We start from the raw sequence: 22292 nt of genomic DNA, 5'->3' as shown, positions 1-22292 counted from the left end.
CAGAAGGATCCTAATTGGGCACTACTCAACGTAATGTTTGTCAAGACCTTTCCTAAACGATCACCAATCCTCTTATAGTTGGGGCTCGTTGCCACAGGAACCCTCTCTTCCATTTACGCCCGGTTTGAGGCTTTGATTGATGACGGCGTCGCCCACCCCCCTCCGCCCCTCCGCGCTCGCCCTGCTGGTGACAGCAGCGGCCGCGGGCGCTCTGTCCACGGCGGCGGTGGCCGCGGCCCCGTCGGCCGTCCAAGTCCCGCTCGCCTGGTTCTCCTTCTCCGGTTCGCTGCTGCTCGCCGTCGCCGCCTGCGCCGTCACCTGGTGGGCGCGCACCGCCCGGCAGCTGCGGGGCCGGCTCTCCCACCTCGCCGGCGAACTCTCCGCCCGGGACGCCCACATCGCCCGGCTGACGGCCGACGGGGCCCGCGAGGCGGCGGCCCGCACGGCCGAACGCACCCGGCTCACGACGGCCCACGCCGCCGAGGTGGAGCACCTGACGGCGGCCCACGCCGCGGAACAGCACCACCTCACCACCGCCCACGCCGCCGAACTGGACCGGATCAACGCCGCCCACGCCCTCGAACTGGACCGGATCACCGCCGCCCAGCTCGCCACCCGTGAGCGGCTCGGCGACGAACTGCGCCGCGCCCAGTCGGGCCGCGCCGCCGCGATGGCCGCCGCCGCCAACGCGGCCGGCCGGATGCAGGCGCTCGCCACCGGAATGCTGGCCGACCTGCGGGACATGGAGCACCGGCACGCCGACGAGGCGGTCCTGGGCGACCTGCTCCACCTCGACCACCGCACCGCCCAGGCCGGCCGCCTCGCCGACTCCATCGCCGTCCTCACCGGAGCCCGCTCCGGCCGCCGCTGGGCCAGGCCCATCGTCATGGAGTCCATCCTGCGCGGCGCGATGGGCCGCATCGGCGGCTACCAGCGGATCCGGCTGCACTCCACCAGCGAGGCGGCCGTCGCCGGACACGCCGCCGAGGGCGTCATGCACGCCCTCGCCGAACTCCTCGACAACGCGGCCAACTTCTCGCCGCCCACCGCCGAGGTCCACGTCTACGTGGAGGAGGTGCCGGCCGGGATCATCATCACCGTCGAGGACAGCGGACTCGTCATGAGCGGGGTCCAGCTGCGCCGCGCCGAACAGGCCGTGTCCGCGGGCTCCCCGGACCTCGCCGGGCTCTCCGGCACCCGCCTCGGCCTCGCCGTCGTCGGCCGCCTCGCCCGCAAGCACGGGCTGACCGTCTCCTTCCGCCCCTCCGCGCGCGGCGGCACCGGCGCGCTGATGATGATCCCCGAGGAACTCGTCAGCCACGCGCCGGCCGAACCGGTGCCCGCCCCGGCCCTGCTGGCGGCCCCCGCGCCCGCCGCCCTGCCGGCGTCCGTACCGGCACGGCGCACCGAGCCGGAGCCCGCCGGGCCCGCACCGGCCCCGCGGACCGGGGCGGAACCCGCCCGCGAGACCCCCGTAGACTCCGCCGGGTCCGGCACCACCGGCCGCGACCCGGTGCTCGGAGAGAGCGGACTGCCCCAGCGGCGGCGCGGCCGGACCCTGGCCGCCGCCCACCCCGAGGGGGCCGACGCCACGGGTGCCGCGGCCCGCACCCAGGCCGCCCCCGGCGGCGCGTCCCGGTCCGCCGCCCGCTTCGGCAGCTTCCGCCAAGCCGTACGCGGCACCGCGGCACCGGCGCAGCAGCAGCCCACGAACCCCCCGCACCCGGAAGGCAACGACACCCCATGACCGGCTCCACCACCGACGAGACGCTCAGCTGGCTCCTGGAAGGACTCCTGGAGCGCACCCCCGGCGCCCGGCACGCCCTCGTGCTCTCCCGCGACGGCCTCAAGCTGTGCCGCACCCCCGAGCTGTCCGTCGACCAGGCCGACCAGCTCGCCGCGATCGCCGCCGGCATCCAGAGCCTGTCCCACGGGGCGTCCATCGAGTTCGGCGACGGCACCGGAGGAGTCCGCTCCGCCATGGCCGAGTTCTACGGCGGAATCCTCTTCATCGTCGAGGCCGGCGAGGGCGCGCACCTCGCGCTCGTCGCCGCCGAGGACGCCGACGCCGGCCTCGTCGGGCACAACATGTCCGAGCTGGTGGAGCAGCTGAGCGAGCATCTGATCGCCAGGCCCCGGGGATGAGCCGCGTCAGGCCGGGCCGGGACGACTCCCCGGACCGGCTGTACACCCTCACCGGCGGCCGCAGCAGCTCCGGCAGCGACGCCTTCGACCTGGTGACCCTGATCGTCGCCGAGTGCGACCCGGTCCCCGGCATCCAGTCCGAGCACGCGGCGATCCTGCGGATGTGCCGCTTCCCGACGGCCGTGGTGGAGGTGGCGGCCGAACTGGGCCTGCCCGTCTCGATCGTACGGATCCTCCTGGCCGACCTCCTCGCGGCCGGGCGGATCAGCGCGCGGCACCCGCGCCTCACGACGTACCGCCTTCCCGACCCCGACATCCTGGAGCAGGTGCTCGTTGGACTCCGCAACATCTGACCGGGCCGAACCCCGGCAGGCCCTCAGCAGCACCGCCGACAACGGCCTCAAGATCGTGATCGTGGGCGGCTTCGGCGTGGGCAAGACCACCATGGTCCGCTCGGTCAGCGAGATCCGCCCGCTGAACACCGAGGAGACGATGACCAAGGCGGGCGAGGCCGTCGACGACACCGACGGCGTGGGCACCAAGACCGCCACCACCGTCGCGTTCGACTTCGGCCGCATCACCCTCGACGCCCACAACGTGCTCTACCTCTTCGGCGCCCCCGGCCAGGAGCGGTTCTGGTTCCTGTGGGACCGGCTCTTCTCCGGCACCCTCGGCGCGGTCGTCCTCGTCGACACCCGCCGGCTCGCGGACTCCTGGTACGCCATCGACCGCCTCGAACACCACGGCACGCCCTTCGTCGTCGCCTGCAACGACTTCGGCGGGCCGGCCCACACCACCGAGCAGATCCGCACCGCGCTCGACCTCCCGCCCGAGGTGCCCCTGCTGTTCTGCGACGCCCGCTCCCGCGCATCCAGCAAGCAGGTGCTGATCTCCCTCGTCGAGCACCTCCAGCACCGCCACAGCCACCGGCCCGACCAGCCGGCCGTCGTCCCGCACACCCTCCCGGAGCCCACCCCGTGACCACCCCCGAGCCACAGCCCGTCTACCTGGGCGGCCCCCGCTTCCAGAGCGACCCCGCCGAGCTGTACCGGGAGATGCGCCGCGACCACGGCCCCGTCGCCCCGGTCGTCCTCGACGGCGACGTCCCGGCCTGGCTGGTCCTCGGCTACCGCGAACTGCACCAGGTCACCAGCGACCCGCAGCTCTTCTCCCGCGACTCCGACCTGTGGAACCAGTGGGACCGCATCCCGGCCGACTGGCCGCTGCTCCCGATGATCGGGCGCAAGCAGCCGTCCATCCTGTACACCGTCGGAGAGCGCCACCGCGAGCGCGCCGCCGTCATCTCCGACGCGCTGGAGTCCGTCGACCCCTTCGAACTCAGGGGCCACGCCGAACGCTTCGCCGACGAGCTCATCGACGGGCTGTGCGGCAAGGGGCGGTGCGACATCGTCGGCGAGTACGCCATGCTCCTGCCCCTGCGCGTCCTCGCCCGCATCTACGGGTTCTCCGACGAGCAGGGCCCGGGCCTCGTCACCGCCATGAACGACATGATCAACGGCCGGGAGGGCGCCCTGGAGGGCCAGCGCCACCTCGGCGAGTCCATGTACGCGCTGCTCGCGGCGAAGGCCGCCGCCCCCGGACCCGACGTGGCCTCCCGGATGCTGGCCAACACGGCCGGGTTCACCGTCGACGAGATCGCCCAGGACCTGATGGTGATGATGGCCGCCGGCCACCAGCCCACCGCCGACTGGATCGGCAACTCGCTGCGCCTGATGCTCACCGACGACCGCTTCGCCGCCTCCCTGGCGGGCGGCCGGCACAGCGTTGGCGAGGCCATGAACGAAGTGCTCTGGGAGGACACCCCGACCCAGAACGTCGCCGGCCGCTGGACCACCCGCGACACCCACCTCGGCGGCCGCCGCATCGGCAGCGGCGACCTGGTCCTGCTCGGCCTGGCCGCCGCCAACGCCGACCCCCACGTACGCACCGACGCGGGCGCCCTCACCGGCGGCAACAACGCCTTCTTCTCCTTCGGCCACGGCGAGCACCGCTGCCCCTTCCCGGCGCAGGAGGTCGCCGAGGCCATCGCCCGCACCGGCATCGAGGTCCTCCTCGACCGGCTCCCGGACGTCGACCTCGCCGAGCCCGCCGCCGAACTCACCCGGCGGCCCTCGCCCTGGCTGCGCGGCCTCACCGCCCTCCCCGTGACCTACACCCCGACCCCCGCGCTTGGAGCCACCCCGTGACCTGCCCGATCGACCACACCGGCCCCGCCCCCCTCACCCTGGACCCCTTCGTCGCCGACCTCGACGCCGAGAGCGCCGCGCTGCGCGCCGCCGGCCCGCTGGCCCGCGTCGTCCTCCCCGGCGGTGTCGCCGTGTACGCCGTCACGCACCACGCCGAGGCGCGCAAGCTGCTCACCGACCCCCGGGTCGTGAAGGACATCAACGTGTGGGGCGCCTGGCAGCGAGGCGAGATCCCCCTCGACTGGCCGCTCATAGGCCTGGCCAACCCCGGCCGCTCCATGCTGACCGTCGACGGCGACGAGCACCGCCGGCTGCGCACCCTCGTCGCCCAGGCCCTGACCGCCCGCCGGGTGGAGAAGCTGCGCGCCGGCATCGAGGCCCTCACGGCCGGCTCGCTCGACCGGCTGGCGGCCCTCGCGGACGACGGGCCCGTCGACCTGAAGGCGCACTTCGCCTACCCGCTGCCGATGAACGTCATCAGCGAGCTGATGGGCGTCGACGCGGCCGAACACCCGCGCCTGAAGGCCCTCTTCGAGAAGTTCTTCTCCACGCAGACCCTCCCCGAGGAGGTCCCCCAGATGATGGCGGACCTCGGCGCGCTCTTCTCCCGGATCGTGGAGTCCAAGCGGGAGAACCCGGGGGACGACCTCACCAGCGCGCTGATCGCCGCCTCCGAGGACGGTGACCGCCTCAGCACCGAGGAGATCACCAACACCCTCCAGCTGATGGTCGCCGCCGGGCACGAGACCACCATCAGCCTGATCGTCAACGCCGTCGTCGCCCTGGAGACCCACCCCGAGCAGCGGGCCCTCGTCCTCAAGGGGGAGGTGCCCTGGGAGAACGTCATCGAGGAGACCCTGCGCTGGTCCACCCCCACCTCCCACGTCCTCATCCGGTTCGCCACCGAGGACATCGAGGTCGGCGACCGCGTCCTGCCCAAGGGCGAGGGGCTGATCGTCTCCTTCGGCGCGCTCGGCCGCGACGAGGCCCAGCACGGCGAGGACGCGGGCGAGTTCGACGTCACCCGCACCCCCATCCGCCACATCGCCTTCGGCCACGGCCCCCACGTCTGCCCCGGCGCGGCCCTGTCCCGCCTGGAGGCCCTGGTGGCCCTTCCGGCGCTCTACGCCCGCTTCCCGGACCTCACGCTGGCCGTCGCCCGCGAGGAACTGCGCAACAAGCCGGTCCTCACCCAGAACGACCTGTACGACCTCCCGGTGCGGCTGCGCGGCTGAGCACACGGGCCGGACACGGGACCGGAACAGGGGACCGGAACACGGGGCGGGCGCGCGCCGCAGTCCCGGTTCCGACCCCGGGCCGGAAAAGAAATGGCAGTCGTACCGGGGCCGTTGCTAGGTTGCTCACGTGCCGAAGCTGAATCAGATCATCGCAGTCGAAAAGGGCGTCAAGTCCAAGTCGCTCCAGGAGCTCACCCAGGCCCACCACGACGTGCAGAAGCCCGCCCTGCTGGCCGGCATCTCGCGTACGTACCAGCCCAAGGACGAGGAGGGCGAGCAGCTGCCGCCCGAGTCCACCCGGGTCCAGGTCAAGGCGGAGGACGTGCTGCGGGCGACGGCCAACACCCTGACCCGCCTGTTCGACGTGACGGCGACCAAGGACTGGGCGAACCGCACCGCGGCCGCCGACGTGGTCGTCGACGGCAACGTACTGCTCGCCCAGGTCCCGGTTCCCTACCTGCTCTTCCTCGAGAAGCAGCTCACCGACCTGCACACCTTCGTGCGCAAGCTGCCCGTCCTGGACGCCTCGGAGTCCTGGAACCTGGACCCCTCCACGGACTCCTGGAAGACGGAACCGGTGCGCACGATCCGCACCAAGAAGGTGCCGCGCAACCACGTCAAGGCCGAGGCCACGGAGAAGCACCCGGCGCAGGTGGAGGTGTACTACGAGGACGTCGCGGTCGGCTACTGGACGACCGTGAAGTTCTCCGGCGCCCTCCCGGCCCGCCGGGTCAACGAACTCCTCGACCGGGTGGAACGGCTCCAGCAGGCCGTGAAGTTCGCCCGCGAGGAGGCCAACGGCACCGAAGTCACCGACCAGCGGGTCGGGGACGCCGTGTTCGGCTACCTCTTCGGGTAGCCCCGTGAACGCCCCCTGCGTGACAGGGGGTGCGCGAGAGCGCAAGCTGAAACTGACGTCGAAGCTGAAACAGGGGTGTCACTGGGGGTTCGAATCCCTCCCCCGGCACACGTGCCGGGGTGGCCCAAGCCGGTAGAGGCGGCCCCTTGAACCTCAGATTATCGCTCCAGTCTCAGCATTCGCCGCCGAACACCGGATCGACCGAGCGGGGACGATCACCGACGGATGGGGGTTCAAGTCCCTCCTGCGCCTCTTCGCGGCGCGGTAGTTCAAAGGTAGAACACGTCGGCCTCAGAATGATCCCCGCTCTTAAATGGCGCCGGTGTGCGCAATTGGGTGGCACCGAGGGGCCCGGGAACTGGACATGTTCCCGGGCCCCGTCACGTTCCCCGCCCCGCCGGTCCCCGGAGCCCTGTCCCGTTTGCCCCGCCGTGTACGGCGCGCCGTACGAGGACACGAGCGCCAATGGACACCCCGTGCGCCCTCCCGGACCCCACGGGTCACGGAAATGATGAGCGCATCGCACATGAACCAGGTGATCCGCGGTCCCCGGCCCCCGGCCGGGCGGACCGGCGGCGAAAGGAGTTCACGGTGTTGCTTCTCATCTCCCCGGACGGCGTCGAGGAGGCCCTCGACTGCGCGAAGGCGGCGGAGCACCTCGACATCGTCGACGTCAAGAAGCCCGACGAGGGCTCCCTCGGCGCGAACTTCCCCTGGGTCATCCGGGAGGTCCGCGACGCCGTACCGGCGGACAAGCCGGTCTCCGCGACCGTGGGCGACGTCCCGTACAAGCCCGGCACGGTGGCGCAGGCCGCGCTCGGCGCGGTCGTCTCCGGCGCCACGTACATCAAGGTCGGCCTCTACGGATGCACCACGCCCGACCAGGGGATCGACGTCATGCGCGCGGTCGTCCGGGCGGTGAAGGACCACCGCCCCGAGGCGCTGGTCGTCGCCTCCGGCTACGCCGACGCCCACCGGATCGGCTGCGTCAACCCGCTCTCCCTGCCCGACATCGCCGCCCGCTCCGGTGCCGACGCCGCCATGCTCGACACCGCCGTCAAGGACGGGACGCGGCTGTTCGACCACGTACCGCCCGACGTGTGCGCCGAGTTCGTGCGGCGGGCCCACGCCGCGGGCCTGCGGGCCGCCCTGGCGGGCAGTGTCAGGCAGTCCGACATCGGGCCGCTGACCCGGATCGGCACGGACATCGTCGGGGTGCGCGGAGCGGTCTGCGAGGGCGGCGACCGCAACGCCGGACGGATCCGGCCGCACCTGGTGGCCGCCTTCCGGGCGGAGATGGACCGGCAGGCCCGGGAGCACGCGGCCGGCGTCACCTCCGGGAGCTGACCACCGGCATGCCGACCTCCGAGCCCGAGCGCGTACCCCGAGTCCGGCCCCCGTTCCTCGCCGTCGTCGACCCGTCCACCGGGGAGGTCTTCGACGAGGCCCCCGACCAGCAGCCGGACGCACTGGACGCCGTCGTCGACCGGTCCCGCCGGGCCTGGCACGGCTGGCGCGCCGATCCCGCCGCCCGCACCACCGCCCTGCGCGCGGCCGCCGACGCCGTCGAGGCGGCCGCCGACGACCTCGCCCGGCTGCTCACCCGGGAACAGGGAAAGCCCCTGGCCGAGTCGTACGCGGAGACCGCCCGTACGGCGGCCCGACTGCGCTACTTCTCCGACCTGGCCCCCGGGACCCGGCGGATCAGCGACGGCCGGCCCGTCCACAGCGAGGTCCGCTGGCGCCCCCTGGGACCCGTCGCCGCGATCGTGCCGTGGAACTTCCCCCTCCAGCTGGCGGCGGCGAAGTTCGCGCCCGCCCTCGCCGCGGGCAACACCGTGGTCCTCAAACCGTCTCCCTTCACCCCGCTCGCCACCCGGCTGCTCGGCTCCGTCCTCGCCACCGTCCTGCCCGAGGACGTGCTGACCGTCGTCACCGGCCGCGAACCCCTCGGTGCCCGCCTCGCCTCCCACCCCGGCATCCGCCACGTCACCTTCACCGGCTCGGTGCCCACCGGGCGGGCCGTCGCCGGGGCGGCGGCGGCCTCGCTGGCCCGGGTCACCCTCGAGCTGGGCGGCAACGACGCCGCCGTCCTGCTGGACGACGTCGAGGTGGATCGGATCGCGGACCGGCTGTTCTGGGCGGCCTTCCGCAACTGCGGGCAGGTCTGCATGGCGGTCAAACGCGTGTACGCACCGGCCCGGATCCACGCCCAGGTCGTCGAAGCCCTCGCCGAGCGCGCCGAGGCCGTCCCCGTCGGGCCCGGCCTGGACCCGGCCACCCGGCTGGGACCGGTCAGCAACGCCCCCCAGCTGGCCCGGGTCGAGCGGATCACGCGGCGGGCCCTGGCCGACGGTGCCCGGGCGGCGGCCGGTGGCCACCGGCCGGCCGGGCCCGGTTACTTCTTCGCCCCCACGATCCTCACCGGCGTTCCCCCCGACAGCCCGGTGGTGACCGAGGAGCAGTTCGGGCCGGTCCTGCCGGTGCTGCCCTACCGGAACCTCGACGAAGCCGTCGACGCCGCCAACGGCACCGGCTTCGGACTGGGCGGCTCCGTGTGGGGCGCCGACCCCGACCGGGCCGCGGCGGTGGCCGAGCGGCTCGAATGCGGCACGGCCTGGATCAACCACCACGCCGAACTGTCGCTCGCCCAGCCCTTCACGGGCGTCAAGGACAGCGGCGTCGGCGTGGCCGGCGGACCGTGGGGGCTGTACGGCAACCTGCGGCCGTTCGTCGTCCACCGCCCGCTGGAGGCGTGATGGTGAGGTTCCGGGCGGCCGTCCTGCGCGCGTACGGGGACCCGTTCACGGTCGAGGACGTCACCCTGCGGACGGAACCCGCCGTCGGCGAGGTCCTGGTCGAGATCGCCGGATGCGGGATGTGCCGGACCGATCTCGCGGTCCGGCGATCGGCAGGCCGCAGCCCGCTGCCGGCGGTGCTCGGCCACGAAGGGTCCGGGACCGTGGTGCGGACGGGCGGCGGCCCGGACACCGCGATCGGCGTCGGTGACCACGTCGTGCTGAGCTTCGACTCCTGCGGGCACTGCCCCAACTGCCGTGCCGCGGCCCCCGCCTACTGCGACTCCTTCGCCTCCCTCAACCTCTTCGGGGGACGCGAGGAGGCCGCCCCGCGGCTCACCGACGCGGCCGGGGGAGCGCTGTCCCCCCGGTGGTTCGGCCAGTCCTCCTTCGCCGAGTACGCGCTCGTCCCGGCCCGCAACGCCGTGCGGGTCGACCCCGCGCTCCCCGTCGAACTGCTCGGGCCGCTCGGCTGCGGCTTCCTCACCGGCGCCGGAGCCGTGCTGAACACCTTCGCCGCCGGTCCGGGCGACACCCTCGTCGTCCTCGGCGCGGGGGCCGTGGGCCTGGCCGCCGTGATGGCGGCCACCGCCGCCGGTGCGCTGACCGTGGCCGTCGACCGGCACCCCCGACGGCTGGCCCTGGCCGAACGGTTCGGCGCGATCCCCCTGCCCGCCGGAACGCCCGCACGAGCCGGACGGATCCGGCGGCTCACCGGCGGCGGCGCCCAGTACGCGCTCGACACCACGGCCTCCGCCCCGCTGATCAACGACGCGCTCCGGGCCCTGCGCCCCACCGGCACCCTCGGCCTGGTGGCACGGCTCCACACCGCGCTGCCGCTCGAACCGGGCACGCTCGACGGGGGCCGCGGCATCCGCCACATCTGCGAAGGGGACGCCGTCCCCGCACTGCTGATCCCGCTGCTGACCCGGCTCTGGCAGGCCGGACGCTTCCCCTTCGACCAGCTCATCCGCACCTACCCGCTGACCGACATCAACGAGGCCGAGCGCGACTGCGACGCCGGCCGCGTGGTCAAACCGGTCCTGCTCCCGGCCGCGGGACGGTGAGCGCGGTACGCGGCACCGTGGACCCACCACCCCCGACGAGCGGGAAGCTCGAGGTCCCCGCCCCTGACCATGGAGGAGACATGACCGGCACGGCGCCGCAGCACACGGACGTGGAAGGCGTGGACGGAGGTGTGGGCCTGACCGCCCTCCTGGTCGCCGCGGCACGGGCGATCGAGACCCACCGCGACGACAGCCTGGCCCAGGACCCCTACGCGGAACACTTCGTGCGCGCCGCCCCGGCGTGCGCCGACTGGCCGGTGCGCATCCAGCAGGTCCCGGACGGGGACGGCGACCCGCTGTGGGGGCGGTTCACCCGGTACTTCGGCCTGCGGACCAGGGTCCTCGACGACTTCCTGCTGCGGTCGGTGCGGACGGGCCCCCGGCAGGCGGTCCTGCTGGGAGCGGGGCTGGACACCCGCGCCTTCCGGCTGGACTGGCCGTCCGGCTGCGCGGTCTTCGAGATCGACCGGGCGGGCGTGCTGGAGTTCAAGCACCAGGTGCTCACGGGCCTGGCGGCCACGCCGAAGGCGGAGCGCGTCCCCGTCCCGGTCGACCTGCGCGCGGATTGGGCCGGCGCGCTGACCGCCGCCGGCTTCGACCCGGCCGCACCGAGCGTCTGGCTGGCCGAGGGACTGCTCTTCTACCTGCCGGGCCCCGCCGAGACGTGCCTCTTCGACACGGTGGACGGGCTGGCCGCCGGGGGCAGCGCCCTGGCCTTCGAGGCCAAGCTGGAGAAGGACCTGCTGATGTACCGCGACAGCCCGATCTACACGGCGACGCGGGAACGGGCCGGCATCGACCTGCTCGACCTCTTCGCCAAGGGGCCGCGGCCCGACTCCGCGGGCGCCCTGACGGCCAAGGGCTGGTCCGCCTCCACGTACACGCCCTTCGCGTTCACCCGCCGGCACGGACGCGGCCCCCTCCCCGAGCCGAACGACGCGCTGGAGGGGAACCGGTGGGTGTTCGCGCACAAGACCCGGCCATGACCTTCCGCGGCGCTCGGCGGCCGCCGTTCCCGCCCGGTGACGCCCCTGGGAGGGGGTGTCAGACGGCCCGGGCGGTCACGAGCCGGTCGCCCGGGATCCCGGCCCTGTCCGGCGCGTAGTAGTCCTCGATGCCGGCGGCCCACGTGGCCACGGTGACGCGGTCGTCGGCGTCCGGGCCGAAGGCGTCGAAGAGGGCGTGGATGTTCGCCTCCTGGAAGCCGATCGCCGTCATGAGCGACACGAAGAGGGGGCGCTCGATCAGACCGTCCCCGTCGGGGTCGCCGAGCGCGGAGAGCGCCCCGGCGAACTCGGTGATCGTGGGACCGAAACGCTCGGGGTCGAGCACGAACGGACGGAACTCGTCCAGCGTGACCACGCCGTCACCATTGGCGTCCAGTTCCGTGGCCAGCGTCGTCCAGTAGCGGCGGAACGCGGCCCGGACGGCGGCCTTGGCGCCGTCGTCCGACGCGGCCGCCGCCTCCAGAACACGTTCCGTCATCAGGTCGAAGTCCCCGGAGTCGATGACGCCGTTGTCATTGGCGTCGAAGAGGGAGAAGACCAGTTCGACCCGCTGGGCGGCTTCGGTCCGCATGTTCCATCACCTGTCCTTCGTGACCCGGCGATTCCGGGCCGTGCCCCATGGAACCGCCCTGAAGAGCCACGGACTGTCGATCTTCGCTTGTGGTCACAGAAGGACTGCCGGACGACCGTGTCCGACACGTCCGATGCCCCGCCTGCCAGAAAAACCGGACCTCTTGACCGCTCCCGTTCATCGGCTCGGACGACCCCGCCGACGAGCCCTGCCGGGCTCCGCCCCCTCCGTGAGGCCCGGGCGCGTGTGAGGCCGGTGGCGTGTGATGGATGGCCGGACTTCGTCGCCCTGACCCGCCGGGAGCCCGCCTTGACGCACGCGTACTCGTCCCTGACTCACGCACTGGCCGAGGCTCTGGTCGATGTCCTGTGCTTCATCGAGGGCTGTGAGGACGAGCAGATGGATCCGGACGACGCGGTCAAGGTCCTGGAGGGCGTGGGCCACGTGGTCGGCGGGCTGTCGCGCGGGCAGCGCAGCGAGTTCGTCGACCTGCTGGGGACCCTGGCCGAAGCCGAGTCCGATCCGGCACGGCGCGCGTTCCTGGAAGGGTTCCCCGAAGGCTTCGGGCTCCTCGACGGCGCGGCCCGGCCCAGGGCCCCCGAGGAGAGCGGGCCGGCGTCGGCGCGACGGGCCCTGCCCGGTCCCCGTCCGGCCGCAGGCGCCCCGGGAGCCGCTTCCACGGCCCCCGGGACCGGTACGGGGACCCGCGCGGCCGGGCCCCGTACCGCGCCCGGCGCGGGTCACACCGGCACGGACACGTAGGTCCGGCCCGCCTCGTTCACCACCTGGACCTCCCGCACGTCCGAGGGGTCCACGGCCGCGGAGCCGTCCAGGGCGGCGCCCTTGCCCTCCCCGTGCTCCGCCGTGCCCACCACCCAGCCGCCGGCCACGGAGCGCGTACCGTCCCGGGAGACCACCACCAGCCGGCACCGCTCGCCCGCCGGCACCCCGGTCACCGCCGCGCGCAGCCGCACCCACTTGGCCGCCGGCGTCAGCTGTACGGTCATCCGCGCGCCGGTGCCCGCGTCGGTCGCGGAGGCCACCCGGGTCCCCGCCACCGGAGGCGAGGGCACCGCCGACGCGGACGGCGACGGCGGCGGGGGCAGCGCCCCGGCGTCACCCGGGTCCGCGCCCATCCGGGCCCCGGCCCAGAACACCGCCGCCAGCGAGGCCGCCGCGGCCAGGCCCGCGACCGCGGCCCTCCACCGCGCGGCCGCCGCCCGCTCCCCGCGCACCTGCCGCAGGGTCCGCTGGAGCAGCAGGTCACCGCCCTGCGGCGGCCCGTCCAGGAAGGCCTCCTCGGGCACCTCGCCCAGCGCCCTCTCCATCTCCCGCAACGCGGCCACCTCCTCCCGGCACCGCACGCAGTCGCCGAGGTGCTCCTCGACGCGCCGTGCGTCCTGTCCGTCCAGGACGCCGAGCACGTACGGGCCGAGCAGTTCCACGTCCTCCTCGTGCCGCTGCCGGTTCACGCCACCACCTCCCGCAGTCCGCCGGGCTGCTGGGGCGGCCGGCCGGTCCCTCTCCTGTGCCCGCCGTCGGCGGTACCGTCCCCGAACACCTCGCGCAGCGCCTTGAGGGCGTAGTGCGAACGCGACTTGACCGTCCCCGCGGGGATGCCGAGGCGGTCGGCGGCCTCGGCGACGCTGTGCTGGCGGTAGTACAACTCCGTCAGGACGTCCCGGTGTTCCGGCGACAGCCGGTCCAGGGCACCGAGCACCGTCATGGCGTCCACCACCGCGTCCGCGTGGTCCCCCTCCACCGGGGGAGCGGCCGCCGACCCGGAGACCTCCGGCGGCCGCGCGGCCTTGGCCCGGTACCGGTCCGTGATGATGTTCCGCGTCACGGTGAGCAGCCAGCCGCGCACCGAGCCCTTCCCGTTGACCAGGACCTCGGAATGCCTCCAGGCCCGGATCAGGGTCTCCTGGACGACGTCCTCGGCGGCGGCGCGGTCGCCGGTCAGCCGGGTGGCGTAGGCGAGCAGGGCGTTGCCGTGTTCCTCGTACACCGCCCTGATCAGCGCCTCGTCGGTCGAGCCCCGCCGAGTGCGGGGCCACAGTGGTCCGGGCATGGCACCCTCCGTCCGCCTCCGTGTTGCGTCGTGCGGTCGGAACACGCCCCGAAGGGCCCCCCGGTTCATGTGACCCGCGTCACTCACATCCGGCAGGTGCGGCCTTCGTTGAGGCAGCCGACGAGCTCGGCCATCCGCGCGTCGGTCATCACGTCCACGAACATCGCGTGGTCCGTCCGCGGGCTGTGCCGCTGCTCCGGGAAGGAGTCGAGCGCGACGGGCACCCCCGGCGGCACCGCGTAGGCCAGCGACAGCCGCAGCTCGGGCACCGGGAACGTGCCCTGCGGGCACACCCCGCTCGCGGAGGGGAACGCGAGGTGCGAGCGGTGGTCGGCGGCGGCCGTGTCCAGCCCGTTCCAGCAGCTGGGGAAGACGAGCGTACGGGTCACCAGCCGGCCGGCCGGGCAGCGCGGGTAGCCGGTGGTCGACCGGTCGGGGAAGCCCGAACAGCCCCAGCGGGCCCGGACGCCCGCGCCGGTCCCCGCCGTGGCGGCCACGGCGTCCCCCGTGACGGCCCGCAGGAAGCGGGGCATCGGCACCACCTTGCTCACGGGGCTGCCCCGGAACTCCACCCGCACCGAGGCCTCGGCGAGGATCTCCCCCGTGTTGCCGTGCCCCGCCGCCCGCTCGTGGGGCCGCCCTCCCGGCCGGTCGGTGCGCCGCAGGACGGGCCAGTAGTACGCGGAACGGTCGCCGCCGGCGCAGCTCGTGCCGGCGGCGGCCAGCGAGGCGTCGGTGGACAGGGCGTCCGTGGACAGATTGCCCACGTACGCGTGGGTGTGGTGGGCGCCCGCCCGCAGGCCCGGTGACACCACCACGTTGTCCTGGTTCCAGTGCCCTTGTTCGTTGCGGCCGCATTCCACCGTCACCGTTCCCGTCGAGGCGTCGGGCCCGGCCGGGGGCGGGAGGGGCCCGGGCGGGACGTCACCGATGTCCACCCGGTCACCGGACGCGGGGGCGGCGTGCCGCGGCGTCGCCGCCGTCCGGGCGGCCCCCAGCGCGGCCGCGGCCGGCCCGGCACCGAGCAGGAGGCACACGAGCAGCGCCGGCAGGCGGTTTCCGTTCCCCATGACGGTCACGGTCACCGGTGGCGCGCCGGGCCGTCAACCGGGCGTCCGTACGAGGCGGTCCCCGCGGTTTCGTAGGTGTCGCGGGGATGCGCGGACGGGCGAGGTTGGCCCGTCCGGTGCTTGTCCGGCCGCGGACCCGGCCGCGAGAGTTCTCCGTATGACACCGGAAGAGCTCCTGCACGCCTTCGCCCGCACCCGTGCCTCCCTCGACGGCGAGGAGACGGTCTTCTGGTGGACCGGCGACGTCCACTCCTGGGCGCCCGGTGAGCCCTACCGCCGCCTCTTCGGCTTCGAGGGCCTCAACGCCGCCCGGCTGGAGGCCGACGAGGAGGGCGGGGGCTACCGGATGCTGTCCCGCGAGGCCGCCTTCTACCTCGACCCCGTGACCCGGGAGATCCTCGAGACCTGGCAGGGCAAGCCCGTCGTCCACGTCTGGAACGATCCGGCCAACCAGCGGTTGCGGCCCTTCCCCGTCCCGCGCACCGAACTGGGCGACCAGGTCTGCTTCAGCCTGGAGATCCCCCTCGCCTACCCCTCTCCGCTGCCGGTCGCCGACTACCCGCTGAACTCGGCCGACGACACCTACCGGGCCCTGGAGCTCTTCCAGTTCTTCACCTCCGCGGCCGCCCTCGCCGGTGACGCCCCGGGCGTCCCCGCCACCATGTCGTGGATGCGGATGTCCCCCTGGCTGCCCTGGATGGAACAGGGGCAGCGGCCCGGCGGACTGACCTTCCACTGCCGGGGCGTCAAGCTCGGCTCGTACACCGAGGTGCCCGAGCGCACCCGCGCGTACATCGCCGCCCACCACCCGCAGTTCGCCCGCGCCCCGGAGAAGTGGGCCGAACCCAACGAGTCCAGCTGGACCTACTTCCGCCGGCTCCACCCGCGCTGACCTGGCCGGCCGCCGCCAACCCCCGGAGGGGGAGGGGCCCCACAGGGTCCGGACAAGGGTTTTCCCCGTATCGGGTTCACCCCCGCGTTGCCTACTGTCTGCCCACCGGCGATCTTCCGCGTCCCGGGCGGACCCCGCACCAACCCCACATGGTGTGAAACGACCGCGGACGCGCTGATCGCCGGGTACGCCGTCGCCCTGCCCCGCCGTCGCGGCCGGGCGACGTGGCGCGCGGCGGCGGCCGGGGCGGGATCGACCAGCCCGCCCAGGCCCCGCTCCGCCGGTTCCACCTCCCACACTGCACCCACCGGCCGCTCCGGCCTGCCCGGATCCGGCCCGTAAAAGGGGAACAACGTGCACGCACCCAGACGTCGGCTCATATCCGTCGTGGCCATGTCCGTCACCCTGCTCGCCGGCTCCGCCACGGCCGCGGTGGCCGTGACCCCCGCGAACGACCCGGCCTCCACCCTGCCGGCCGCCGCGGCCCCCGCCGCCCCCGCCGCCGCCCCGGTCGAGAACCTGATCGTCGGCTACAAGTCCTCGGCCTCCGAGGCCAGCTCGAACGACGCGGCCGCCGACGACGCCGCCGCCAAGGGCAAGAAGGCCGGCAAGAAGGCCACGTTCGACCGCCGTCTCGGCACCGGAGCGGCCCTCGTCAAGCTCGGCGGTGCGACCGCCCCGGCCGACGCCGCCGCCCTCATGGACCAGTTCCGCGCCGACCCGGACGTCGCCTACGTCGAGCCGGACTCCCGCGCCTACGCGATGGCCACGCCGAACGACACCGACTACGCCAAGCAGTGGGACCTCTTCGAGCCCACCGCCGGCATGAACGTGCCCGCCGCCTGGGACAAGACCACCGGTTCCGGCGTCACCGTCGCCGTGATCGACACCGGTTACGTGGCGCACTCCGACGTCGCCGCCAACGTGGTCGCCGGCTACGACTTCATCAGCAGCTCCACCGCCGCCCGCGACGGCAACGGCCGCGACAGCAACCCGGCCGACCAGGGCGACTGGAGCGCGGCCGGCGAGTGCGGCACCGGCTCCAAGGCCAGCGACTCCTCCTGGCACGGCACCCACGTCGCCGGCACCATCGGTGCCGCGACCAACAACGCCAAGGGTGTCGCCGGCATCGCGTACAACGCCAAGATCCAGCCCGTCCGCGTGCTCGGCAAGTGCGGCGGCGCCACCTCGGACATCGTCGACGCCATCACCTGGGCCTCCGGCGGCACCGTCGCGGGCGTCCCGGCGAACGCCACCCCCGCCAAGGTCATCAACATGAGCCTGGGCGGCTCCGGCGCCTGCACCGCGACCTACCAGAACGCCATCAACGCGGCCGTCGCCCGCGGCACCACCGTCGTGGTCGCCGCCGGCAACAGCAACGCGGACGCGGCCGGCTTCTCGCCCGCCAGCTGCAACAACGTGATCAACGTCGCCGCCAGCAACCGCACCGGCGACCGCTCCTTCTACTCCAACTACGGCACGATCATCGACGTCGCCGCCCCGGGCGGTGAGACCCGCCGCGCCACCGACACGCCCGGCACCGTCACCACCCCCGAGAACGGCATCCTCTCCACGCTGAACGCGGGCACCACCACCCCCGGCGCCGAGATCTACAAGCCGTACCAGGGCACCAGCATGGCCGCCCCGCACGTCGCGGGCCTCGCCGCCCTCCTCGTCGCGGCCAAGCCCTCGCTGACCCCGGCGCAGATCGAGTCCGCGATCAAGGCCAACGCCCGCCCGCTGGCCGGCACCTGCACCGGCGGCTGCGGCTCCGGCCTCGCCGACGCCACCGCGACCGTCAACGCCGTGACCTCGACCCAGCCCACCCCGGCCTTCGAGAACACCACGGACTTCGCCATCGGCGACAACACCACGGTCGAGAGCCCGATCACCGTCTCCGGCGTGACCGGCAACGCCCCGGCCGCCCTCCAGGTCGGCGTGAACATCGCGCACACCTACATCGGTGACCTGAAGGTCGACCTGGTCGCCCCCGACGGCACCGTCTACACCCTGCACAACCGGGCCGGCGGCAGCGCGGACAACATCAACCAGACCTACACCGTCAACGCCTCCTCCGAGGTCGCGAACGGCACCTGGAAGCTGCGCGTCAACGACAACGCGGGCGGCGACACCGGCAAGATCGACTCCTGGAGCCTCGGCTTCTGACCCGGTTCGCACCGGTCCCGGCGGAGCCCCCCAACTCCGTCCTGACGGGCCGATAGTACGGACCAACCCAGTGCGCTGGCCTGCCGGTACCTCCCGTACCGGCAGGCCGGCGGCGCTTTCCTGTCACCTGACTGAATTCTGCGTCACAATCCGGGTCCGTCGGGGGGCTGACCTCGTATTGTCGCGTCTCACAGGAAGGGCACAGGAGCAGGGGCGCGAAAGGCTGGTGGCTGTGCGTGGCGGCGACGGGGAACGCTGACACCAACGTCGGACACGGCGCACTCATCGAGGCGGTCGACCGGGCGCTGGCCGCGCACGGCCGCGCCGTCCTCACGGGCGTGGCCGGCTCGGGAAAGACCGAGGTGGCGCGCGCCGTCGCGGCCGCCGCCGCCAGGCGGCGCGAGACCGTCCTGCGCCTCGCCCCCGAGGCCGTCGACCGGGAGATACCCGAGGCCTCGGCCGCGGCCCTCCTCGCCTCCGTGCCCCGCACCGCCCTGGACCGCCTCGCCGGCCCCCAGCGCACGGCCGTCGCCTTGCTCCGCCGCGAGGCCGACGCCCCCCGCGCGGGCCGCGACCACGTCGCCCTGCGCCTGGCCGTCGTCGAAGTGCTCCGCACCCTCGCCGCCTCCGGGCCCGTCCTCCTCGTCCTCGACAACGCCCAGTGGCTCGACCCCGAGAGCACCGACCTGCTCCGCTTCGTCCTGCGCCTCACCCCGCCGCGCGTACGGGTCCTCGCCGCCGAATGCGTCCAGGACACACCCGTCGCCGAATCCCTCTGCGGCCCCGGCACCCCCGTCGTCCACGTCCCCGCCCTCGGCGCCGACGAGGTCGCCGAGCTGCTGCTGCGCCACGGCCTGCCCGCCCGCCTCGCCGGCCGCATCCACCAGGCCAGCGGCGGCAACCCCCGCCTCGCCCTGGCGCTCGGCCACTCCCTCGCCGAAGCCGCCGCCGGACAGGGCGGCGGTGCCCACCACGCCGACACCCTGCCCGTCACCGGCCAGGCCCGCGACGTCGCCCGCAGGCTCCTCGCCGCCGCCCCCGGCCGGGCCCGACCGACCCTGCTCCTCGCCGCACTCGCCGCCCGCCCCACCACCGCCCTGCTGCGCCGGGCCGGACGCCCCGACGCCGAGGCGGAACTCGCGCAGGCCGAACGGGCCGCGCTGGTCACCGTCGGCGAGGACGGCACCGTCACCTTCACCGCCGGCGCCCTGCCGACCGCCCTGGCCGCCGACGCCGGCTGGCCCGAGCGGGCCGCCGGGCACGCCGCGCTCGCCGCCGCCGTGGACGACCCCGTCCAGGCCGTACGCCACCGCGCGCTCGCCGTCGACACCCCCGACGCGGACCTCGCCGCCGAGATCACCCGGGCCGCCGACGCCTGCCGCCGCCGGGGCCAGCGGGCCCTGGCCGCCGAACTCGGCCTGCTCGCCGCCGAACGCACCCCCGCCGCCTTCCCGCAGGAGGAACTCGCCCGCCTCGTCGCCGCCGCCGAGGACGCCGGCTGGGCCGGCCGCGCCGACCTGGCCCGCCGCGCCACCCGCGCCGTGCTCGCCCGCGACGCCTCGCCCGCCCAGCGGGTACGGGCCCGGCTCGCGGTCATCGACGCCGCCGGGCAGGCCCTGGCCGACCTCGACGAGACCATCGCCCACGCCGTGGCCGACGCCGCCGGAGACCCCTCCCTCCAGGCCGCCGTCCAGCTGCGGATCGCCTGGAAGCACAACATCGGCGACGGCGACCCGGTGCGCGCCCGCGACGCCGCGGCCGAGGCCGGAGCGCTCGCGAAGGCCGGGGGAGACCAGGTCGCCGAAGCCATGGCCCTGACCGTCCGCGCCCGGATGGGCCGCATCCTCGGCGACCCCGACGCCGAGGACATCCTGGCCGAGGCCCTCGCCCTGCCCGCCCCCGAGGTCCCCCTCGGCATGCGCAACGCCCCCCAGTTCCTCGCCGTCCGCCACGCCCTCTTCGACGACCGGCTCGCCGACGCCCACCGCCAGCTCCTCGCCCTGCTGCCCGCCGTCCAGCGCACCGGCTCCGCCGAGGACGTCTTCGAGGTGCTGCGCAGCATGACCGAGGCCGAGCTGCGCCGGGGCCACTGCGCCCGCGCCACGGCCCATGCCCGCCGCGCCCTGGAACTCACCATCGAAGCGGGCCTCTCACCCGGCCCGGCCTGGTACGTGGCCGCCACCGCCGAGGCCGCCGGCGGCGGTTTCGCCCGGGCCGCCGCCTACGCCCGCCGGGGCATCCGGGCCTCCGAGGAGGAGGGCGACCAGGTCTTCCTGTCCCGGGGGCTGTACGCGCTCGGCACGGTGGAACTGGCCACCGGGGACGCCGCGAAGGCCGTGGCCACCCTGCGCCGGGTCGCCGCCCTCGAGGAGGCCCAGCAGGTGGTGGACCCCTCCGTCCTGCGCTGGCACGGGGAACTCGCCGAGGCGCTGGTCGCCGCCGACGCCCCGCACGAGGCGCTCGTACTGCTGGACCGGGTCACGCCCGTCGCCCGCTCCCTCGGCCGGACCACCGTGCTCGCGGCCCTGGACCGGGCCCGGGGCCTGTGCCTGTCCGCGCAGGGCGAGCCGGAGCGGGCGGTCGCCCTGCTCGAGGCGACCGCCGAGCGGTTCGGCGCGCTCGGGCTGCCCCTCGAACACGGCCGTACGCTGCTGGCGCTGGCCCGTGTGGAACGCCGGCGCCGCCGCCGCGCCCCGGCCCGGGACGCGCTGCGGGCCGCGGCCGGGCTGTTCGAGGCCGCCGGAGCCGTGCCCTGGCTGGAACTCGCCCGGGACAACGCGCCCGAGAGCTGCGGACCGCACCCCGGGGTGGAGGCCCTGACCGAGGCGGAGGCCCGGCTCGCCCTCCTCGTCGCCGGGGGCGCCAGCAACCAGGAGGCGGCGGCGAAGCTCTTCCTGAGCGTCAAGACGGTGGAGGCCCGGCTCACCCGGATCTACCAGAAACTGGACGTCCGGTCCCGCGCCCAGCTCGCCACGGCGCTGCGCGGCCAGTGAGCCGGCCCCCACCGCCCCCCCGTCAGCAGCTCAGGTTGTTCCCCGGGGTGACGCCCAGCAGCTGGGTGAAGGCGCGGTACTTGTCGATCCGGCTCTGCACCTGCGCCGGGTTGCCGCCGTTGCACTCCAGGGCCCCGTTGATGGAGCGGATCGTCTCGCCGAAGCCCGCGCCGTTGACCATGGCGGCGTGCGCGGTCATCGTGCCGGGGCCGTTCTGGGTGTTCCAGTACCAGAGCGCCGTCTTCATCGCGACGGCCGGGTCCCGCTCCACCAGGTAGGGGTCGGCGAGCAGGTTGATGCCGAGGGCGTCGCCCGCCGCCTTGTAGTTGAAGTTCCAGCTGAGCTGGATGGGGCCGCGTCCGTAGTACGCGGCCTGGCCGGCGGGGCAGCCGTACGGCTGGGTGGCGTCGCAGTAGTGCGGGTAGTTGGCGGTGTTCTGCTCCACTATGTGCACCAGCCCGCCCGTCTCGTGCGAGACGTTCGCGAGGAACGCGGCCGCCTCGCGGCGCTTGACGGTGTCGTCGCCGGTGTGGGCGAACCCGGGGTACGCGGAGAGCGCCGCCACCAGGCCGTTGTAGGTGTAGAAGGGGTTGCGGTCCGGGAACATCTGGTTGAACTGGGCCTCGCTGACCACGAAGCCGGACGGGTCGCCGGTGCCCGGGTCGGGCTCCTGGCCCCCGCCGCCACAGACGCCCTGGTCCGACCAGACGCCCCACTGGCCGGTGGCGCCGGGCGTCTCACCCTGCGTCCACCACTTCGCCTGCCAGTTGTGGCCGCCGTACGAGGCGCTCGTACCGCCCGTGTAGACGGCGGAAGAGCTCCAGGCGCCGGCGCAGGCGGGCGCCGCGGCGGCGGGGGAGGCGGGCAGGGCGACGGCCAGGCCGAAGGTCGCGGCGGCGGCCGCGGCGAGGGACAGGGCGCGGCGGCGTAGCGTACGTATCACGTAACTGCTCCTGGAATGGGGGGAATCGTCGCCGTCGTGTGGGGAGACGACTACCGCCACTGAACCGAAAGTGGTCTGGACCTGTCAAGGTCTAGACCAGGGCCGTTGCGTGAGGGGACGGAACGGGCCGGAACGCGCCGGAGCGGGGGGGGGGGGGGGAAAGGAGACCGGGGCCTTTTTTCTCAATCGGTGCCCCGTTCGCGAGGATTCCGGTCAGGGAGGGAGGGTTTTTTTTTTTTTTTTTCGGGGGGTGTTTTTCCTTTCC

At 74.2% G+C, this 22292-nt stretch carries 20 protein-coding genes; 15 read left to right on the top strand and 5 right to left on the bottom strand.

Features of this window, described 5'->3' with window-relative positions; genetic code table 11:
- Positions 1–139: 139 nt before the first annotated feature.
- The 11 genes from ACZ514_RS24300 (at position 140) to ACZ514_RS24250 (ending at position 11300) form a co-directional block, all read left to right on the top strand.
- On the top strand, positions 140–1747 hold the full coding sequence (locus ACZ514_RS24300) for a sensor histidine kinase (protein WP_469125637.1): 1608 nt from the start codon (positions 140–142) through the stop codon (positions 1745–1747).
- Positions 1744–2145 carry a roadblock/LC7 domain-containing protein gene (locus ACZ514_RS24295; protein ID WP_136214855.1) on the top strand — a complete coding sequence of 134 codons (402 nt, stop codon included), beginning with the start codon at positions 1744–1746 and terminating at the stop codon, positions 2143–2145. The genes ACZ514_RS24300 and ACZ514_RS24295 overlap by 4 nt, the downstream gene beginning before the upstream one ends.
- Positions 2142–2498, top strand: a complete 357-nt coding sequence (locus ACZ514_RS24290; protein ID WP_388936307.1) for a DUF742 domain-containing protein — start codon at positions 2142–2144, stop codon at positions 2496–2498. Before ACZ514_RS24295 ends, ACZ514_RS24290 begins: the two co-directional genes overlap by 4 nt.
- Positions 2479–3126: a GTP-binding protein gene (locus tag ACZ514_RS24285; protein ID WP_469125636.1), complete on the top strand. Its 648-nt coding sequence runs from the start codon at positions 2479–2481 to the stop codon at positions 3124–3126. Before ACZ514_RS24290 ends, ACZ514_RS24285 begins: the two co-directional genes overlap by 20 nt.
- Complete coding sequence (locus tag ACZ514_RS24280) at positions 3123–4352, top strand: cytochrome P450 (RefSeq protein WP_467883796.1); 1230 nt, start codon at positions 3123–3125, stop codon at positions 4350–4352. The genes ACZ514_RS24285 and ACZ514_RS24280 overlap by 4 nt, the downstream gene beginning before the upstream one ends.
- Positions 4349–5587 (top strand): cytochrome P450 family protein, encoded by a 1239-nt coding sequence (locus tag ACZ514_RS24275; protein ID WP_468166171.1) that lies wholly within the window; start codon positions 4349–4351, stop codon positions 5585–5587. The genes ACZ514_RS24280 and ACZ514_RS24275 overlap by 4 nt, the downstream gene beginning before the upstream one ends.
- 130 nt (positions 5588–5717) lie before the next feature.
- Positions 5718–6449 carry a DUF7873 family protein gene (locus ACZ514_RS24270; RefSeq protein ID WP_468166173.1) on the top strand — a complete coding sequence of 244 codons (732 nt, stop codon included), beginning with the start codon at positions 5718–5720 and terminating at the stop codon, positions 6447–6449.
- 591 nt (positions 6450–7040) lie between these two features.
- The gene (locus ACZ514_RS24265; RefSeq protein WP_468166175.1) at positions 7041–7796 is read left to right on the top strand and encodes a (5-formylfuran-3-yl)methyl phosphate synthase; all 756 of its coding nucleotides are present in this window, start codon (positions 7041–7043) and stop codon (positions 7794–7796) included.
- 8 nt (positions 7797–7804) lie between these two features.
- On the top strand, positions 7805–9208 hold the full coding sequence (locus ACZ514_RS24260) for an aldehyde dehydrogenase family protein (RefSeq protein WP_469125635.1): 1404 nt from the start codon (positions 7805–7807) through the stop codon (positions 9206–9208).
- A 2-nt stretch (positions 9209–9210) separates the two neighbouring features.
- A complete protein-coding gene (locus tag ACZ514_RS24255) occupies positions 9211–10314 on the top strand; it encodes an NAD(P)-dependent alcohol dehydrogenase (RefSeq protein ID WP_468166236.1) in 1104 nt (367 codons plus the stop codon).
- 80 nt (positions 10315–10394) lie between these two features.
- Positions 10395–11300, top strand: coding sequence for a class I SAM-dependent methyltransferase (locus ACZ514_RS24250; RefSeq protein WP_468166180.1), 906 nt, complete (start codon positions 10395–10397; stop codon positions 11298–11300).
- A gap of 58 nt (positions 11301–11358) precedes the next feature.
- On the opposite strand, the gene ACZ514_RS24245 is transcribed toward ACZ514_RS24250, so the two are convergent.
- On the bottom strand, positions 11359–11892 hold the full coding sequence (locus ACZ514_RS24245) for an EF-hand domain-containing protein (protein ID WP_468166182.1): 534 nt from the start codon (positions 11890–11892) through the stop codon (positions 11359–11361).
- A gap of 309 nt (positions 11893–12201) precedes the next feature.
- Here ACZ514_RS24245 and ACZ514_RS24240 point away from each other — a divergent pair, with 309 nt between their 5' ends.
- On the top strand, positions 12202–12654 hold the full coding sequence (locus ACZ514_RS24240) for a hypothetical protein (RefSeq protein ID WP_469125634.1): 453 nt from the start codon (positions 12202–12204) through the stop codon (positions 12652–12654).
- Here the strand turns inward: ACZ514_RS24240 and ACZ514_RS24235 are convergent.
- The 3 genes from ACZ514_RS24235 to ACZ514_RS24225 all read right to left on the bottom strand — a co-directional run bounded on the left by ACZ514_RS24235 (position 12633) and on the right by ACZ514_RS24225 (position 15033).
- Positions 12633–13364: an anti-sigma factor gene (locus ACZ514_RS24235; RefSeq protein ID WP_468166184.1), complete on the bottom strand. Its 732-nt coding sequence runs from the start codon at positions 13362–13364 to the stop codon at positions 12633–12635. The genes ACZ514_RS24240 and ACZ514_RS24235 overlap by 22 nt on opposite strands.
- Complete coding sequence (locus ACZ514_RS24230; protein ID WP_467883788.1) at positions 13361–13963, bottom strand: sigma-70 family RNA polymerase sigma factor; 603 nt, start codon at positions 13961–13963, stop codon at positions 13361–13363. Before ACZ514_RS24230 ends, ACZ514_RS24235 begins: the two co-directional genes overlap by 4 nt.
- Positions 13964–14046: 83 nt before the next feature.
- Entirely contained in the window at positions 14047–15033 is a 987-nt protein-coding gene (locus ACZ514_RS24225; RefSeq protein ID WP_469125633.1) for a DUF1996 domain-containing protein, read from the bottom strand.
- A 157-nt stretch (positions 15034–15190) separates the two neighbouring features.
- On the opposite strand from ACZ514_RS24225, the gene ACZ514_RS24220 reads away from it, so the two are divergent.
- The 3 genes from ACZ514_RS24220 (at position 15191) to ACZ514_RS24210 (ending at position 21084) form a co-directional block, all read left to right on the top strand.
- Positions 15191–15925, top strand: a complete 735-nt coding sequence (locus ACZ514_RS24220) for a DUF1838 family protein (RefSeq protein WP_468166188.1) — start codon at positions 15191–15193, stop codon at positions 15923–15925.
- Positions 15926–16318: 393 nt separating this feature from the next.
- Positions 16319–18091, top strand: coding sequence for a S8 family peptidase (locus ACZ514_RS24215; RefSeq protein ID WP_469125719.1), 1773 nt, complete (start codon positions 16319–16321; stop codon positions 18089–18091).
- A 236-nt stretch (positions 18092–18327) separates the two neighbouring features.
- The gene (locus ACZ514_RS24210; RefSeq protein ID WP_468166190.1) at positions 18328–21084 is read left to right on the top strand and encodes a helix-turn-helix transcriptional regulator; all 2757 of its coding nucleotides are present in this window, start codon (positions 18328–18330) and stop codon (positions 21082–21084) included.
- Between the two features lie 22 nt (positions 21085–21106).
- Here ACZ514_RS24210 and ACZ514_RS24205 read toward each other — a convergent pair whose 3' ends face one another.
- Entirely contained in the window at positions 21107–22027 is a 921-nt protein-coding gene (locus ACZ514_RS24205; RefSeq protein WP_468166192.1) for a glycoside hydrolase family 19 protein, read from the bottom strand.
- Positions 22028–22292: the final 265 nt, after the last annotated feature.

The sequence above is a fragment of the Streptomyces sp. NPDC034086 genome (assembly GCF_055575515.1).
This window is presented reverse-complemented; position numbering and strand designations above follow the sequence as displayed.